This window comes from Geoanaerobacter pelophilus (assembly GCF_018476885.1).
Taxonomy (GTDB): domain Bacteria; phylum Desulfobacterota; class Desulfuromonadia; order Geobacterales; family DSM-12255; genus Geoanaerobacter; species Geoanaerobacter pelophilus.
The window spans coordinates 413,845-430,589 of record NZ_JAHCVJ010000001.1; the positions used below are offsets into that span (position 1 = coordinate 413,845).

A 16,745-nucleotide genomic window follows, 5' to 3' on the forward strand; every position below is an offset into this window, starting at 1 on the left:
TGGTAATACCTCCTTGGGTTGGTGTTTCTGCAGGGAGATATTCCATGGATTGTGCCAATAGATGATTTATGCATAACATGCTTAATTTGCGTTACTATCAATTAAATGTATCAAGCTGAACCTAAATATTTGGTGCAAACATTTGCACTTGATGAGAAAGACATTGCACCTCACTCCTTTTCATCAAGGAGATTGTACTCTTTCAGTTTGTACTGTAATGCCCGACGCGACAAACCGAGCTCTTCAGATGCCAGTCGCCGATTCCCCCTGTGCTTGCCAAGGGCCTTGATAATCATTTCCCGTTCTACGGATTTCAGGGCATCTCTGCTGTCTTGGGGTACCGGTTCAGTTTTACGTGACACGGTGTCAGGCAGATTATCGCAGCGGATGGTTCCCTGGGCCAGAATCACGGCCCGCTCCACGACATTCTGCAATTCACGAACGTTGCCCGGCCAGACATAATGCTCCATCGCACTTAATGCCTCTTTCTCGAAACCTTTGAGCTTTTTGCCGATCTGCATGCTGAATCGGTTAAGAAAATAACCCGCCAGTAAAGGAATGGCATCAGCCCGGTCCTTGAGTTGCGGAAGTTGTATTGGGAAAACATTCAATCGATAATAGAGGTCCTCCCGAAACCTGCGCTGAGTAACTTCATCCTGGAGATTTCTATTGGTTGCGGCTATGACTCGAACATCGGCTTTAATCTCTTTGCTGCCCCCAACACGTTCGAATACCCGCTCTTGCAGAACACGAAGCAGCTTTGCCTGTAGTGCCAAAGGCATTTCACCAATTTCGTCCAGAAAGATGGTGCCGCCCCTGGCAAGTTCAAATTTACCTTGTCGAGCCTGAATTGCGCCGGTGAAAGCTCCCTTTTCATGGCCGAACAGTTCACTTTCCAGAAGGTTTTCCGGAATGGCGGCACAGTTAAGTGGTACAAAGCTGGCCTTTCCTCTGGGGCTTAACAGGTGAATGGTGCGAGCCACGAGTTCTTTGCCGGTGCCGCTTTCGCCGTAAATCAAAACGTTCGCTGTGGTAGAAGCTACGTCATGTACCAGTTTGCGAACCATTTGCATTGCCTGACCCGCAAAAATCAGTTCTTCAGGCGGCAGTCCAGCGGCTTCGGCTTCTTTAAGAGTAACGTACTCTCGGGCACGACCCTGACCTTCGATTGCGCGATTTACCAAGACAAGCAAGGCGTCAGGATTTTCCAACGGCTTGGTGAGAAAATCCACAGCTCCTTCTTTCATGGCGCCAACCGCCTCATCTACTCTGCCAAAAGCGGTTATAAATATAAACAGAGGCGGGTTTGGATCAATCCGTGTTTCGCGAAACAGTTCCAGGCCGGTCTTGCCGGGCATTTTCAAATCAGACACCACCAGATCAAAGCTCTTACTTCGGATCAGCTGCAACCCCTTGAGCCCGTCATCTGCGGTCAAGACCTCATGGCCATCATCCTCCAGGATCGTCTGCAATAAACTTCTGAATGTTTCATCGTCTTCGACCAGTAAAATGCGTCCCTTCATTTTTTACTCCTACTCTGCCGAATGGGGATTGATATGGATACGGTAGTTCCTTCCCCAACACTGCTTTGCACGGTGATCTTTCCCCCATGCTCTTCGACTATCTTTTTGCACAGAGCCAGCCCCAATCCTGTTCCTCTGGCCTTGGTAGTATAGAATGGTTCAAAAATTCTGGGCAGGTCTTCCATGCTTATCCCTTGCCCGGTGTCGCTCACTTTCACTAAAGCATATTTCCCATCTACACTTGATGTTATCTTGATAGAACCGCTTTCAGATATAGATTGAATGGCATTCTTGACTACATTGAGCAGGACTTGCGATAACCTGTCCTGGTTACTGTAAATCAAGATATTTTCCGTAAATTCACAAATAAATTTGATATTGAGTTGCTCAGCTTCTGGTTGGAGAAGAGCTACGACATGAGAAACAACTGCTGAGAGATTCAGCGTAAGCATCGATTCACGATCACTTTTGGCATATGAGAGCAGGTCGCTGACCAGAGTCTCTAGCCGGAGAGTTTCCGATACGATACGATGGGCAAACCCGCTATTACGCTCATCCTGAGGTTTCTTTTCAATTACCTGGGCGTACCCCTTAATCCCAGACAGCGGGTTTCTGATTTCGTGGGCAAGCATAGCTCCCACTTCGCCCAACTGCGCCAAGCTTTCACGATGCGCCATTTCCAATTTGCGCTGTTCTTCCCGCCAGGTAAAGCGGTAGAGAGCCAGAGCCAAAACCCATCCAGCAGCGAGAAGACAGAGTAGGACTATCATGTTCAGTTCTGCCCGTCTGATAACGGTATCAGCACGATAGGTATGGAGCGTCAACCGGAGGACGAGTGTTTCTCCCGAGAGATAGATGGGAGCATTGAACTCGAAAGCGATTTCTCCAGTACGAAGGTTTATACGTTCATATGACGTTGTTCCGTCCTGGAGTGTAGGTAGTGGTAGAACACCTTGTATAGGCGTACCAATGAGATCAGAGTTGGTGTGAAATCGATACAAGCCCTTCCGATCTATCAGTGCGAAAAATGCTATGTCTTGAGACTTGAATGTACCAAGGTTCTGCAGAGTGGGGTCGTGGATGGCGATATTTTCAATAGCGGACGTAAGGGACAAGGCTAGACCGCGCAAGTTTTCTTCGGCAATCGGTCGAGCACTTTGGTAATTGCTTGCAGTGAACCAGATAAGGACAGCGGACAACAATACTCCGCCAAATAATAATACTTTTCTCATTCAGTAATGTTCTTAGAGGGCAGCCAGGACGCGTTCCATCCTGGCCCGGACCTGAGCGGCGATTTCGGTGAGTTCGTCATTACCGATCACGCCTAGGGCGGCAACTGGGTCCATTACCATGACCACGGTTTTAGCATTGTCATCTCGATAGATCACTACATTGCACGGGAGTAGTGTGCCGATGTTGATCTCTTTGGCAAAAGCTTCCCAAGCCAATGCAGGATTACAGGCACCGAGAATAATATATTCACGAAAATCCCTGCCGAGCTTTTCCTTGAATTTGTTTTGAACATTGATCTCACTTAGGATGCCGAAACCTTCTTTGGCCAGCTCTGCTCGTACTTTCTGATCTATCTCTGCGAACCGTGCATCAACTACCTTGCCGAATGCGTAGGTGGTTTTTAGTTCCATAGCGTCCTCCCAGGTGCAAACTGTTTGACTTATATTTCCACAAACTTTACTGGGTAAATTATACCAGCCGCACTACAATTTATCCTTCTATTCAGTTGCAGTGCGATAAAATATTTAACAGCCAAGCAAGGGGTCTGGAAGAGTGGTTCTCTTTTGCATTCTAAACTATGGTTTGAGTTTGGAGAGCGGTGGGGATCGATTAGCAACGATCTAATCAATTTCAGTATTGTCAACAATTCCGTATAGTTTATTGTGATCTTTTATTACTTGTTCTAACGTTTTTTCGGGTTCCCATTTTGTGAATTTGGGCGTTAACGTTGAGCATATGTTGCACCGCTTTAGCGTGTCACTCAAAATTCCGTGCTTGCAAGTTGTGCAGTCTTGAGGCGTTTTCTGCATGACTCTATCTATCCAATCAGATTATTCTTTCGTTGCTCCGCCATAACATGCCAAGACTGTGCCACCCAAATTTGACATGGTCTTTGTCTGTCTCAGGCATTACCTCATATCCGTTGATAGTTGCTGTTCAATCACGGAACTTGGCATGACATGCGGCGCAGGTTTCCTCAACCTTTTTGAATGCCTTTCTTGCACCGGCAAAATCTCCCTTTTCCGCCATTACGTTTGTTGAAGTTAAGGCCAACTCCAAAGATTCTGCCAGTTCAACAAATTTCTTTTGCTGATTGACGTTTTTGTGCGGTTTCGATTTCTTCAGTTCGGGTATGGCTCGCAGCATCTTTCCAGCTTCAAGCTCCACTGCTGCCGAGTCTCTCTTCTCAATTGCTTTTTCAAGTTCGGCCGACACAAGTGAAAACAACGGCATCATGGTGTGCAGTTTTTTCATCTGAACATCTGCCAGCTTCCCTTTATCGTGCTTCTCTGTGCCATGAGCAAGAGCCGAACCGGCAACTGACAGCAATCCCAGTGCTAAACAACTTACTGTGATAACAATTGTCCTCTTCATCAATGTTCCTTGACCTCCAAAAACCAGACATTATCACCTTCCGCCTGCCTGCCAAGCTTATCCACCACTTTCCAGCGCACCTTGATCGGCATGCGTTCCGTGAACCGTGAGCGGTCCTTCGGCTTGAGCACCCCCGCCATGTCAAACGCAGAATGATACAGATCTCCTTCGTACTGCTTATCATCCTTTGCCAGAAGTTTCAGTTCCTTGACGTCAACCGGCCGGTCAAAAAAGGCATTCACCTCCTCAACCTCTTTGGCCCCTTTGTCTTTCATGGCCGTTACGCTCAACAGGCGCGGCGGTCCCGGCTGAATGATGCTGCTATCGTCTCCTTCGGATGCGAGCGTTTTATCGCTCCCTTCGATCTTGACGCTCACTGCTGAAACGCCTTTAAACTGACGCAGCGTCTGGATGAGAGCAGTGACAAATTGGCTGGCGTTAGGTGAGGCAATCTCTTTACTCAGGGTAAGGATAACTGTTCCCTGAGTCTCGCTCAAGGAAACAATCCGGCTGCCGGGTGGCGCTGACAGGAATTCTCCCTGATAGCTGCCGGTCTCCATGCCGGATAGAAGCCGCTCAACCGCAACCTTTTTGATACTTCCTTCATCAAAAGTGAAGAACGGAAACGGCACAATTTTTCCCGATTCTTTGGCTGATGGAAAATAGATCACAAAAGCGTAAGCCGTACCTTTGTCAACGGTAGGTGCGGGGCCGTACGATTTTTCGTAGGCAGGTGTAGCGATAACCGTTCCAGGCTTCTCGACTGGTATTTTCTTTTTTTGAAAGGTGATTCCGTAGATCAGAAATCCGGTTAATGCTAATGCTACCATAATGGATATGGTTTTTTTCATGGTAACCTGCTTGAAATAATTGAGGCGGGCTTTTTGGCCCGCCTCGTTTACTAAATTTTAAGGTCCGGTGAGCATTCTATCTAAATCTTTGTTTGCTTCATCCAACTTTTGCTTCAACTTTTTAAGTACCTTGGCATCATACTTTTTATCGCCATTCGCAACTTCTGTTTCCAATCGCTTGATCTTTTCCTGAATCGTTTCTGCCTTTAAAGCACATTCTCGTACACCTTCGGATGTATCCATCTTCATCCCTGCATGATCTGCAGCAAAAGCCGGCATAGCGCCAAACAAACCTACTGCCATTACTACTACCAATAACCTTTTCATACCCTTTTCCTCCTTAATGGAATTAAGAGAGATAACTCTCCATTCAAGAAACTGTACATCACTATCCGCTAACGTCAATCGGTCACTTAACCGTATACCAGAACTTGGCGCTGCGCACCTTGCCGTCCTTCAACTGAAACTTGGACATGACTCCGTATTTACCCTTCTTGGACAGGTCGAAATCGCCGCCGAAATGTCCCTGCATCCCCATCAACTCCTTGGTCTGATCGCTCTTGTCCGGGTTCTGCACTTTGACCGTGACCTGTCCTTCAGTCAGGGCCTTGCCGGATTTAGCATCTTTGAACTCTACGGCTATATGGTGGGTCTCCTTCATTTCTTTGGGCATTTCCATTTTCATGGCTTTCATGTGCTCTTTCATGCTCATGACCTTGAAGGTTGCCTTGACGCCGTCCACTACCTCTTCATGGGCTACATCGCCCTGATGGGCGCCATGCCCCATATCCATGGAACCATGATCCATTGCAGCGATAGAGGCCACTGGAGCTGAGAGGGCAAAGAGCGCGGCGATTAGTACGGTTATTTTTTTCATGTTGCGAATTCTCCTTTACCTAGATAAAATTGCTGAGCTATTACTTAACTTAAAGCATATGCCGTGCCAACGCGTAACAAGCTGTTTTTATAGTAATTTACTATTATCGACACAATACTACATGGAGAATATTAGACAGATGTGTAGCATATTCTCCTTTGCTACATGCTTTTCCCTTTAATTAGTGATGTGTATGGCCACTGTGACTGCCACCGGATTCGTCTTTGGGATCAGACTGGTCCTTCGAACTGTTCATAAACGCACAACACGCAGATAACATGGACATAACAATCAACGAGGCTAACAGCTTGGCGACTTTTTTCATTTAAGCTCCCCTTTCATTTTGCATCCTAGTGCTTCATCCCCGAATAATGCAGCCGACCCTTTTTCAGATCCCGTTTCTTCATCAATACAAAGATCACCGGGGTCATGATCAGCACATGCACTGCGGAGGATATCATGCCGCCGATCATCGGTGCGGCAATCGGCTTCATCACGTCGGCACCGGTACCCGTTGACCACATGATCGGAATCAAACCAAGCAAAGCCACAGCCACGGTCATCAGCTTGGGCCTGAGCCTAAGCACCGCTCCCTCGAAAGTGGCATCGTAGATATCCTGTTCGGTACAGGGGCCGTTGATCAGCTTTTTGTCCAGCGCTTCGTGCAGGTAGATGACCATTACCACCCCGGTTTCCACGGCGATGCCGTACAGGGCAATGAACCCGACCCAGACAGCAACCGACAGGTTGTAACCTAGGGCTGAGACCAGATAGACCCCCCCCACCAGTGCGAATGGAACAGAGAGCATTACCATGCTCGCCTCAAGGGCAGAATGGAACGTGAAGTAGAGCAGGATGAAGATAATTACCATACCCAGCGGTATCAGTACCTGCAGCCTGGCCTTGGCGCGAATCTGGTTCTCCCATTGGCCGGACCACATAACGTAGTAGCCAGGAGGGAGTTTCAGTTGTTTTTCTAGGATCTGTTTCGCCTCGGTAACAAAGCCTCCCATGTCCCGGCCACGTACGTTAAGAAAGACCAGTGAACGCAGGAGTCCCCCCTCGCTGTTGATCTCCGGTGCGCCGGTGGAGACTTTGAGTTTCGTCACCAGTGACAATGGCACCTGTGCCCCTTCCATCCCTGCCACCAGAATTCGGCGAATGGCAGGTATATTGTCGCGATAGTCTCGCAGGTAACGAATCCGGATCGGGAAGCGGTTTCGCCCTTCAACAGTTGTTGAAAGCATCTCGCCGCCAAGGGCGGTCTCGATGACATCCTGTATGTCACCAACAGAAACTCCGTACCTGGCGGCTGCTTCGCGGTCGATGTCGATGTCGATGTAGTTGCCGCCGGTGACCCGTTCGGCTACCACGTCGGCGGCACCGTTGATCGGCTTGAGAATCGCCTCTGCCTGTATAGCCAGGTCTTTAAGCACATTCAGGTCATTACCGAAGATTTTGACCCCCAGGTCAGTACGCACTCCGGTTGAAAGCATGTTGATCCGGTTGATGATCGGCTGTGTCCACCCGTTTCGTACCCCGATCTGCCGGAGTTTTGCGTCCAGTTCAGCCACGATATCAGCCTTCTTCATCCCTGGTCGCCACTGCTCTTTGGGTTTTAGAATTATGATACTCTCGAACATAGAGACCGGCGCCGGATCGGTGGAAGTCTCGGCTCGTCCCACCTTGCCTAATACATGTTCCACCTCGGGTACGGCCTTGATGATCCGATCCTGCACCTGGATGATACGCTTGGCCTCGGTGATGGATACGTTGGGAAGTGTGACCGGCATATAGAGAAGCGAACCTTCATCGAGCGGAGGCATGAATTCACTGCCAAGGCTCATAAACATAGGCACGGCAATCGCCAGGGCGACAAGATTGAGGGCGATGGTGGTTTTTTTCCAGACCAGCACCCAGCGAATAACCGGTGAATAAAGCTTGATGAAGAAAGTGGAGACCGGATTGGAGCTTTCAGGCGGCATTTTGCCCCGCATGAAGTAGTACATCAGCACCGGTACCAGGGTAATGGCGATCATGGCCGACCCCATCATGGAGAAGGTCTTGGTGAACGCCAGCGGATGAAACAGTTTTCCTTCCTGCCCTTCCAGCATGAATACCGGCACGAAGGAAAGGACGATGATCGCCAGGGAGAAGAAGATCGCCCGACCGACCTGTTTGGCAGATGTTATGACAACCTCCAGCCGTTTTCCCGCTCGTTCCTCCGGTGGCATCTCGGAAAGGTGGCGGTAGCAGTTCTCCACCATGATGACACCGGCATCCACCAGAACGCCAATGGCGATGGCAATACCACCCAGCGACATGATGTTTGACGTGACCCCCATCAGCTTCATGGTGATAAAGGCGATCAGTACCGAGATCGGCAGGGTCAGGACGATCACCAGGGCGCTCTGGAAGTGCAGAAGAAAGATCAGGATCACCAGCGATACAACGACCGATTCTTCCAACAGGTTTTTCTTCAGGGTATCCACTGCCCGCATGATCAGGTCGGAACGGTCATAGGAGACCATGATCTTCACGCCCGGTGGCAGTCCTTTTTCAAGTTCCTTGATCTTGGTTTTGACACGGTGAATAACGTCATGGGCGTTCTCTCCATAACGCATGACCACTATACCGCCAACCGCTTCCCCTTCGCCGTTCATTTCCAAAAGGCCACGTCGGATGGCGCCACCCATCTGAACAGTCCCCAGATTCTTGATGTAGATCGGTGTACCGCGCATATCAGCGCCGATTACAATATTTTCCAGATCTTCCTTTGATTTGACATAGCCGCGACCGCGGATCAGGTACTCGGCATCGGCCTGTTCGATAAGTTTGCCACCAACATCCTTGTTGGCTGCCTTGACCGCCTCCATTACCGTGCTGGTCTTGATCTTGTAGGCAAAGAGTTTGTTCGGATCAAGATCGATCTGGTATTCGCGTACAAGACCGCCGATGGAGGCCACCTCGGCTACCCCCTGAACGGTGTTCAGCTGGTACCGGACAAACCAGTCCTGCAGCGTCCTTAACTGCTCCAGGTCATACCCTTTACCTTCGATGGTGTACCAGAAGACATGGCCGACTCCGGTTCCGTCCGGTCCCAGGGTCGGAACAACGTTGGGCGGGAGAAGCGAAGCCGCGTAATTCAGCCGCTCAAGCACCCTGGTCCGAGCCCAGTAGATGTCAGCCTTGTCTTCGAAGATGACATAGATCATGGAAAAACCGAAGGCGGAGGAAGCACGCACGGCGCGGACCTGTGGCAATCCTTGCAGGTTGACCGCCAGCGGATAGGTGACTTGATCTTCAACCACCTGCGGCGATCGTCCTGGATAATCGGTAAAAACGATTACCTGGTTGTCGGAGAGGTCTGGAATTGCATCCACGGGGGTTTTGTAGACCGACCATGTACCCCAAGCGATGATCAACCCGAAGATCATCAGGATAATTACCCGGTTACGAGCGGAATATTCTATAATTTTTTCTATCATAAGGGGGTCCTTGTCGGGCTTGAAGTCTTTATCAGGTTAAAGCTACATCTTCATGTCGTCCATTTTCAGCGACTTCTTTGCCGGAGCCTGCGGCGACGGTGTGGCGCCATGACCCTCGTGGCCTCCTTGCGTAGGCTGCTGAGCCGTTGCCGGTGACTGTTGTCCTTTTGCGTCAGGTTTAGCGCCGGTATGCTTGCTGTGATCCTGACCACCGCCACCTTTCAGTTGCGATTCAGAGTCGATCAGGTAACCGCCGGATACCGCTACCTTGTCGCCTGATTTGAGGCCGGAGAGTATTTGGGCCTTTTGGTCAACCCGCTCTCCCACCTGCACGTCACGTGGTTCGAACATCCCCGGAGATGTTTCCACCCAGACCACCTGGCGTTTGCCGGTATCAATAATCGCAGTTACCGGAACCACGATCCCTGTGGCAAGCGGAACCTTGATGATCGCATTGACGAACATATCAGGCTTCAGATGCTGTCCGGCATTCGCCATCTCGACACGGGCCTTGACTGTGTGTGTCTTGGGGTCGTGGAAAGGATAGACAAAACTGATCCTGCCGTTTGTTGCAACTTTGGCGTCGGCAGATGAACGGATTTCAACCTGCTGTCCGACCCGTACATACGGGACTTCATTTTCAAAGACATCGATCTCCACCCAGACTCTTGAGAGATCAGCAATATTGAAAAGCACCTCGCCGGTATTGACGTACTGCCCCTCCTGCATCATTTTTTCGATGACCACGCCGGAGAGTGGCGTGTAGATGGGGAGCCTGATATTCGGCTTGCCCGCCTTTTCCAGTTCCGCAAGCTGGCTCTCCTTGACGCCGAAGAGCATCAATCGCTGTTTGGCAGATGCTACCAGACCATCGCCGTTCTGTGCGATGGAGGGTATAGGAGAGTTTTTCAGCTGATCGCGGCTTTTGACTGCCAGCAGGTACTCCTGCTGAGTGGCAAGCAGGTCAGGAGAATATATTTCGGCCACAGGTTTGTCTTTACTGACGACATCTCCGACTTTGTTCACATGCAGTTTGTCGATGCGACCTGCGATCCAGGCGGTGACCTTGGCCTGGCGGGACTGGTCATACTGGACAATGCCGACAGCGTTGATCTCTTTATTCAGGGTAGACTGTTTCGCAGCCACGGTAGCGACGTTGGCCATGACCCGCTGGGTTGGTGACAGGGACACATGCCCGAGCATGTCGGCCTGCTGCTTCTGCTCGGCGGTTTGCTCTCCACCGGTGGCGCCGTCAATCTTCTTGATCAGTTCCATACCGCAGATCGGGCAGGTGCCGGGCTTGTCCTTGATGATGAAGGGGTGCATGGAGCAGGTGTAAAGTTGTTTGCCCTGGGCCGCCTTTTGCTCGGTTGCCTTGCCGGAATGCTGCTTCTGCCACATGAACCAGCCGCCACCTGCTGCTGATGCCAGGATAATTACGGTCAAGGGGATTGCGATTTTCTTGTTCAGGGCCATGGCTGTACCTCGGTATCTATGAATTTTAATGATGTTGAGAGTGTTCAGACGCAGGCGCTGTTTCAGCCGGTGTCTGTGTTTTTTCAGGCATTGCCGCCGATGGCAACGTTATCTGAATAGCAGACGTCGATATGAGATCGCTTCCGACAGCCGCTTCAAGCTGGGACAGTTTCATCATGTACTCGGCCTGCGAGTCGTACAGTTCCCGCTCGTAGTTGAACAGGTTCATTCTGCCATCCAGAAGGGTCAGAAAATCCACTTTGTTGACCCGATAGCTGATGACGGCTGATTCAAGGGATTGTTCCGCCTGGGGGATGATACCACCCTTGTACAACTCAACAAGCTTCCTGCGTCGGTCCAGTTGGGCAAGGGTGTCGTTAATGGTATACGAGATGTTGTTCTTCAATCCGTTGAGCTCTTCCAGTGACATGTTTGTCTCGGATGACGCCTCAACGACCATGGCCTGACGACGCTCTTTCTGCAACGGCAGGTTGAAGGTAACGCCGACAGTGAACATATTGTAACCGGGATCTTTCACCATGTCGGTATCAACCTTCTCGCGGAACATGTATTCGAATGAGAGATTAAAATCTGGATAAAATTCTTTTTCCGCCAACCGTCGTGATGCCTGACCCTTGTTGGACAGGTTGATCAGGCTTTTTATCTGAGGTCTTTTATCAAAGGCAATCTCGTTGAGCTGTTGGGCAGAAAGCGTGATCTGCGGCAGGGTGAAATCGGCAATAGTTCCAAAAGGAGTATTTCCGGGACGATACAGAAGGTAGTTGAGATTGGCCGCAAGACTTTGCCGCTGCTGTTTGAGGGTGATCTGCATGTCGAGCATCTTTGACTTTTCAAGACTGGCCTTGTAGATATCCTGCTGTACTCCCTGTCCAACAGAGTATTTCGATTCGGCAATTGTTTTGATGTCGCCAAGTAACTGCAGGTTTTTGTCGATAATTCCCAAAAACTTGTCCACTGCCCAGATCTGGTAATAGGTCTCTTTTACCATCCTGGTCAGTTCAAGTTTGCGCTCTTCAATAGACCATTTATAGGATTCTGCCTCATAGTCGGCAACTTCCTGTTTGATGGCCCGCTTCCCCCAGAAAGGCAATTGCTGTGAGATGCCGATTACTTTTGCGGTCTGAGGGTCAGAGCCGCCAAAAGAGAACGGCTCACGAGCCACAAGGTTTTGCAGCTTGAACATGAACATCGGGTCTTCTAGGCTTGATGCCTGCTTGGCCTTGTTGGCAAACATCTGCCACTTGGCCTGGGAAGACTTTAATTCGGGATTATTGGCAACTGCAGAAGAAACAAGAGTTGCCAGATCTTCGGCAGGTAATTTCACTTCTTCCGACCATGCAACAACTGGCGAAAGAGCTAGCAGCATAAGAAAAACAAGTGAGCGAAGGTTTTTCATGGAAACTCCTGAACATATATTTACATTACAGGTATCTTTACACAGGTCATGCCAATACATACCAAGCTGATATTTATAGTTTTTTTGACCTAGCCCTAAAAAATACTGCTGAATATCCTTCACAATGTTACGAATATTCTGCTGTGTAATTCCGACTAAAGCACATGTTATATAATCGTAAATCATTGAGCTTTCTTTAATGGTATTTTATCAACTAATTATGACCTTGCAGAACTATGCCGTATTTCTCGATCCGGTAGATGAGCGTATGTCGGGGAATCTTCAAAAAACGTGCAGCAGCGGTCTGGTTCCAGGCGTTGCGCTCCAAAGCTTCGACGACAACTTCCCGCTCCAGTTGCTCAAGAGAATACCCTTCGTCAGGCAGTTTTATGATCGCATTCCCTGAAACACTATTCACACTGAATTTCTCCGGCAACTCATCAAGGCTGATTTCATCACTGTTACGCATTATAAGCAGCCGTTCGACACTGTTTTCCAGCTCTCGCACATTCCCAGGCCAGGAGTACATGACCAGAGTATGCAGGGCATCCTTGTCGAAGGACACCTTATCGCTGCCGTGCTTGGTGCAAAAATAGCGGATCAGCAGCGGGATATCCTTACGCCGCTCACGTAGCGGCGGGAGATGCATCGGGATGACCGACAGTCGATAATAAAGATCCTCACGAAAGGTGCCGTCAGCAATCGCCTTATCGATATTCAGGTTGGTGGCGGCGACAATCCGGACATCCACCTTTTCGACTTTGGTTCCGCCGACCGGCTCCACTTCCTTTTCCTGCAAGGCCCTGAGCAGTTTTGGCTGCAACTCCAGCGGCAGTTCACCCACCTCATCCAGAAGCAGGGTACCCCCGTCCGCCAGTTGGAACTTGCCGGTTTTATCCTTGATTGCGCCGGTGAAGGCGCCTTTCATATGGCCAAACAGCTCGCTTTCAAGCAGATCGCGGGGGATGGCAGCGCAGTTGATGGCCACAAACGGCGCCTCACGACGGGAGCTGTTGGCGTGCAGGGAGCGGGCTACCAACTCCTTGCCGGTGCCGGATTCCCCGGTGATCAGAATCGATGCATCCGTATCGGCGACCTTGCGGATTACCGTAAAGACTTTTTCCATCTCTTTTGATTGCCCCACAATAGTGCGGAAGTCGGCCTTGTCCGACAATTCGCTCTTCAGGCGCTTATTCTCTTCAGTGAGTCCGTTAAACTGGAGTGCCTTTTTAACGGTCAATTTGAGTTCATCCCTGTTGAACGGCTTGGTGATGTAGTCGTATGCTCCACTTTTCATCGCCTCCACGGCAACATCAACGGTGCCAAAGGCGGTGATGATGATGACCAGCGTCTCTGGCGAACGCTCCTTGATGGACTTGAGCACCATCAGTCCGTCCATTCCAGTCATGTTCATGTCGGTAATAACCAGGTCGGGGCGGGATTGGCCGAACCAGTACAAACCTTCTTCGCCGGACGAAGCGGCCTGCACCTCATAACCTTCTTCCTGGAGATTGTATTCCAGTACCCGCCGCAGCGAGTTGTCGTCGTCGATGACCAGTATCTTCTGTTTCATGATTTCTCTCCCGTCGGTTGCGGCAACCTGACGATGACAGTCGTTCCGTGATCAGCTTCGCTTTCGACCAGTAATGTGCCGCCATTGCTCTCGATAATCTTTTTGGTGATTGCCAGCCCCAACCCGGTACCATCCGGTTTGGTGGTAAAAAAGGGCTCGAAGATCCTTTTCCGGGTCTCCTCGTCCATTCCCGAACCGGTATCGCGGAACTGAATCTCGCACAAACCGTTTGCATAGGTTTTCGTGGCGATGATCACGCTGCCGCCTGGTTTGGTGGCTTGCAGCGCATTGATGATAATATTGAGAAATCCCTGACGGAGCTTCTCGCCATCGGCCTTGATAATAATTGGAGAAGGAGGAGGCTGCACAACGAGCTTGATGTTCCGCTCCCTGGCATCGTTCGCAACCAACGTCACTATCGTCTCCAACTCCTCCTGTATTGGGCAAGGCTTCATGTCAGCCGGTTGTGGGCGCGCCATGTGTAGAAAGTCCTCTACCACCCGGTTCAGCCGCTCGGTTTCCTTAATCTGGATCTCTATGAATTCATGTTTGGGGTCGCCCGGTTTGTAGTCATCCTTCAATATCTCGGCGGTGCCCCGGATGGAACCGAGCGGGTTGCGGATTTCGTGGGCCAGTACGGCTGCCATCTCGCCCAGGGTGGAGAGTTTTTCAGCCCGGCGCAACTGCTCTTCAATGGTGATGATCCGCTCCGACTGGTGTTGCAGTTTCTGATACGACTCCTCCAGCCCCCGGGCGGTTTTCTGCAATTCAACGGTCTTTTCCCGCTCCCGCTGGGACAACAGGCCAGTGACCCCACCAACGATGTTGTACATCAGTATTTCCAGATATTTCTCCATCTCCATGGTCAGGTGGCCGCCCCACTGGAAAAGAAGATGGGGTGCATAGGCGATACTGACGACGACCGCGCACGATAAACCACCACGGAAACCGAACCAGAGTGCTGCCAGAATTATCGGCAGGTAATAGAGCCGCTGGAAAATGTCGTGCAGGTACGGAAGATGGAGGGGGGTCAGATAATGAAGAAGACTGATGACAATGATGAAAAAAAAGAGAATAACTGGACGAAGAATCGATGATTTTTCCATGCAGAGGTTGTCTCCAGAAGAACGAGCACGTCAATTCAGATCATTAAATATTTACCGCATAACAATGAAATTACAATTAACCGCCTGATATTAAGCACATAGTAAAAGTAACTTTCTGGCTAACATGATTTACAGAATAAGAAGCATCATGGGAACCATCATGAGCAGCATGAAACCAGAACCCCACCAACCCCATTTACCGCCACCGAAATGATGGGAGAAAAAGCCGTGTCCATCGTGTTCACTGCCGGCATTTGTGACACTTGCATTCACTTCGTACTGGATCAGTTCTGACTGATTCTGGCGATCCGCGATCTTTACCGCCACCCTGTAGTCACCAGGTTTCTCGAATTTCCAGGAATCGACATACTCGTTATCGAGCAGATCGACCTGACGCTTGATAAGTGGCTGTTCTGCATCTTGCTCATAGATCTCAAGAGTTACATCTCTATCGGTAAGGCGGATTCCGTCCTTGCTCAGCGAAAGCGCAAGCTGAACAGTTGCATTTGGTTCGATTTTGTCCGGTGAGAGTTTGACCGTTGCTTTAAGTCCTTGCTGAGTGAAGCTCTGCTCAAGGGCAAAAGCTGCGGAGGGAAGAGACATCAACAAGAGAAACAGGATCAGTTTTTTCATGATAGGCACTCCGTTGTTTGTTGTCAGACAGACGATGCTATGATCTCAACTGCACCGGCAGGATCGCCAGGGTGCAATAGTTCTACTTTTCCGCTTACTGGAATGGGCCGGGCCAATGTATCCTGCACCGGGCAATGTTTCTCCACCAGTTTTACGAGCTGACTGATACTTTCCGGTGAAGCCGACGAGACAATCCGGGTGGTAAAACTGATTGAGGAGAATCCGGCAGGAACCTCCGCCAGCCCCAGAAAACCGTGAAGATCGATGTTTCCCTTGGCATGGACTTCAATACTCTGGATATCGACCCCCAGCACCGCTGCGAAGGCCCGATAGACGATCTCCTGGCACCCTCCCAGAGCAGAAAGAAGCAGTTCAACCGGATTGGGTGCCGTGTCACTGCCTCCAAGATCCCGTGGCTCGTCAATGTGGACGGTAAAGCCACGAATCTCCGAGCGGACGGTGAATCCAGGGTTGTCTGAATAGGTCGATGCCCGGAAAACGGAATTGGCGAGTTTTGGATTCGATTTAACCGTTGCTATGAGGTGTTCTACTGACTCTTTAATGCTTTTGTCTGACATGTAGTCTCCCATTGTCGGTTGATAATTACATTCATTAGCCGCCTTGCCCTGACAGTGCGGATCTGCTGAGTGTCCGGAGAATGGAATTCACAGAATCTTCCATTTTTTGCTCCAACAGATAACGTTGCTTGTTACCAGCAGCAAGCTGCGATCCTGCCGCTTCTTCTTTTCCCATCTCTTCTTCAATGACAGGTCGCCCGCTGGCGATCTGCTCAAAGTGAACATGGGGCCCGGTCGAGCGACCGCTGTTGCCGGAGAACGCCAGTACGGTTCCCGCCTCTACCAGTTCACCCGGCGTGACCCTGACCAGGGAGTTGTGTCCATACAAGGTACGGTCGCCATTGCCATGCTCGACAATAACGGTAGCGCCGTAGCCACTTCTCTCTCCGGCAAACAGTATCCGTCCTGGACGGGTAGCACGAACTAGCGTGCCGACCGGCACAGCGATATCGATGCCACGATGAAAGTGAAGTTTGCCAGTGCCGAAGGGGTCAATTCGCCAGCCCACACCGGAAGTAACAACACCGTTCTCAACTGGCAGGTCATTGTCTGCCAGAGCCATCACCGGAATGGTCAACAAGGCGATTATCACCGAGATAAGAAGTTTCATTTCAAC

Annotated in this window: 15 protein-coding genes; all 15 read right to left on the reverse strand. The window is 50.3% G+C overall.

Annotation, left to right across the window (positions count from 1 at the left end):
* Positions 1-170 precede the first annotated feature (170 nt).
* Positions 171-1,523 carry a sigma-54-dependent transcriptional regulator gene (locus tag KI809_RS01880; RefSeq protein WP_214169814.1) on the reverse strand — a complete coding sequence of 451 codons (1,353 nt, stop codon included), beginning with the start codon at positions 1,521-1,523 and terminating at the stop codon, positions 171-173.
* Positions 1,520-2,755 (reverse strand): two-component system sensor histidine kinase NtrB, encoded by a 1,236-nt coding sequence (locus KI809_RS01885; RefSeq protein ID WP_214169815.1) that lies wholly within the window; start codon positions 2,753-2,755, stop codon positions 1,520-1,522. The genes KI809_RS01880 and KI809_RS01885 overlap by 4 nt, the downstream gene beginning before the upstream one ends.
* 12 nt (positions 2,756-2,767) lie before the next feature.
* Positions 2,768-3,166, reverse strand: a complete 399-nt coding sequence (locus KI809_RS01890) for a DUF302 domain-containing protein (protein ID WP_214169816.1) — start codon at positions 3,164-3,166, stop codon at positions 2,768-2,770.
* Between the two features lie 526 nt (positions 3,167-3,692).
* Positions 3,693-4,130, reverse strand: coding sequence for a cytochrome c (locus KI809_RS01895; RefSeq protein ID WP_214169817.1), 438 nt, complete (start codon positions 4,128-4,130; stop codon positions 3,693-3,695).
* On the reverse strand, positions 4,130-4,981 hold the full coding sequence (locus KI809_RS01900) for a GerMN domain-containing protein (RefSeq protein WP_214169818.1): 852 nt from the start codon (positions 4,979-4,981) through the stop codon (positions 4,130-4,132). The genes KI809_RS01895 and KI809_RS01900 overlap by 1 nt, the downstream gene beginning before the upstream one ends.
* Before the next feature lie 57 nt (positions 4,982-5,038).
* Positions 5,039-5,308 carry a hypothetical protein gene (locus tag KI809_RS01905; protein ID WP_214169819.1) on the reverse strand — a complete coding sequence of 90 codons (270 nt, stop codon included), beginning with the start codon at positions 5,306-5,308 and terminating at the stop codon, positions 5,039-5,041.
* 82 nt (positions 5,309-5,390) lie between these two features.
* On the reverse strand, positions 5,391-5,858 hold the full coding sequence (locus KI809_RS01910; protein WP_214169820.1) for a hypothetical protein: 468 nt from the start codon (positions 5,856-5,858) through the stop codon (positions 5,391-5,393).
* 350 nt (positions 5,859-6,208) lie between these two features.
* Entirely contained in the window at positions 6,209-9,346 is a 3,138-nt protein-coding gene (locus KI809_RS01915) for an efflux RND transporter permease subunit (protein ID WP_214169821.1), read from the reverse strand.
* A 42-nt stretch (positions 9,347-9,388) separates the two neighbouring features.
* Positions 9,389-10,822 (reverse strand): efflux RND transporter periplasmic adaptor subunit, encoded by a 1,434-nt coding sequence (locus tag KI809_RS01920; RefSeq protein WP_214169822.1) that lies wholly within the window; start codon positions 10,820-10,822, stop codon positions 9,389-9,391.
* Positions 10,823-10,847: 25 nt separating this feature from the next.
* Positions 10,848-12,239, reverse strand: coding sequence for a TolC family protein (locus KI809_RS01925; RefSeq protein WP_214169823.1), 1,392 nt, complete (start codon positions 12,237-12,239; stop codon positions 10,848-10,850).
* 214 nt (positions 12,240-12,453) lie between these two features.
* Positions 12,454-13,812 (reverse strand): sigma-54-dependent transcriptional regulator, encoded by a 1,359-nt coding sequence (locus tag KI809_RS01930; RefSeq protein WP_214169824.1) that lies wholly within the window; start codon positions 13,810-13,812, stop codon positions 12,454-12,456.
* Positions 13,809-14,918, reverse strand: a complete 1,110-nt coding sequence (locus tag KI809_RS01935) for an ATP-binding protein (protein WP_214169825.1) — start codon at positions 14,916-14,918, stop codon at positions 13,809-13,811. The genes KI809_RS01930 and KI809_RS01935 overlap by 4 nt, the downstream gene beginning before the upstream one ends.
* A 129-nt stretch (positions 14,919-15,047) precedes the next feature.
* Positions 15,048-15,551, reverse strand: a complete 504-nt coding sequence (locus KI809_RS01940) for a hypothetical protein (RefSeq protein WP_246559121.1) — start codon at positions 15,549-15,551, stop codon at positions 15,048-15,050.
* 23 nt (positions 15,552-15,574) lie between these two features.
* Entirely contained in the window at positions 15,575-16,129 is a 555-nt protein-coding gene (locus tag KI809_RS01945; protein WP_214169826.1) for an OsmC family protein, read from the reverse strand.
* A 34-nt stretch (positions 16,130-16,163) separates the two neighbouring features.
* A complete protein-coding gene (locus tag KI809_RS01950; protein ID WP_214169827.1) occupies positions 16,164-16,739 on the reverse strand; it encodes a M23 family metallopeptidase in 576 nt (191 codons plus the stop codon).
* Positions 16,740-16,745 lie beyond the last annotated feature (6 nt).

Excerpts from the sequence above, each read along its gene's own strand:
- KI809_RS01880 (WP_214169814.1), bottom strand. The coding sequence starts at position 1,523 with ATGAAGGGACGCATTTTACTGGTCGAAGACGATGAAACATTCAGAAGT.
- KI809_RS01885 (WP_214169815.1), bottom strand. The coding sequence starts at position 2,755 with ATGAGAAAAGTATTATTATTTGGCGGAGTATTGTTGTCCGCTGTCCTT.
- KI809_RS01890 (WP_214169816.1), bottom strand. The coding sequence starts at position 3,166 with ATGGAACTAAAAACCACCTACGCATTCGGCAAGGTAGTTGATGCACGG.
- KI809_RS01895 (WP_214169817.1), bottom strand. The coding sequence starts at position 4,130 with ATGAAGAGGACAATTGTTATCACAGTAAGTTGTTTAGCACTGGGATTG.
- KI809_RS01900 (WP_214169818.1), bottom strand. The coding sequence starts at position 4,981 with ATGAAAAAAACCATATCCATTATGGTAGCATTAGCATTAACCGGATTT.
- KI809_RS01905 (WP_214169819.1), bottom strand. The coding sequence starts at position 5,308 with ATGAAAAGGTTATTGGTAGTAGTAATGGCAGTAGGTTTGTTTGGCGCT.
- KI809_RS01910 (WP_214169820.1), bottom strand. The coding sequence starts at position 5,858 with ATGAAAAAAATAACCGTACTAATCGCCGCGCTCTTTGCCCTCTCAGCT.
- KI809_RS01915 (WP_214169821.1), bottom strand. The coding sequence starts at position 9,346 with ATGATAGAAAAAATTATAGAATATTCCGCTCGTAACCGGGTAATTATC.
- KI809_RS01920 (WP_214169822.1), bottom strand. The coding sequence starts at position 10,822 with ATGGCCCTGAACAAGAAAATCGCAATCCCCTTGACCGTAATTATCCTG.
- KI809_RS01925 (WP_214169823.1), bottom strand. The coding sequence starts at position 12,239 with ATGAAAAACCTTCGCTCACTTGTTTTTCTTATGCTGCTAGCTCTTTCG.
- KI809_RS01930 (WP_214169824.1), bottom strand. The coding sequence starts at position 13,812 with ATGAAACAGAAGATACTGGTCATCGACGACGACAACTCGCTGCGGCGG.
- KI809_RS01935 (WP_214169825.1), bottom strand. The coding sequence starts at position 14,918 with ATGGAAAAATCATCGATTCTTCGTCCAGTTATTCTCTTTTTTTTCATC.
- KI809_RS01940 (WP_246559121.1), bottom strand. The coding sequence starts at position 15,551 with ATGAAAAAACTGATCCTGTTTCTCTTGTTGATGTCTCTTCCCTCCGCA.
- KI809_RS01945 (WP_214169826.1), bottom strand. The coding sequence starts at position 16,129 with ATGTCAGACAAAAGCATTAAAGAGTCAGTAGAACACCTCATAGCAACG.
- KI809_RS01950 (WP_214169827.1), bottom strand. The coding sequence starts at position 16,739 with ATGAAACTTCTTATCTCGGTGATAATCGCCTTGTTGACCATTCCGGTG.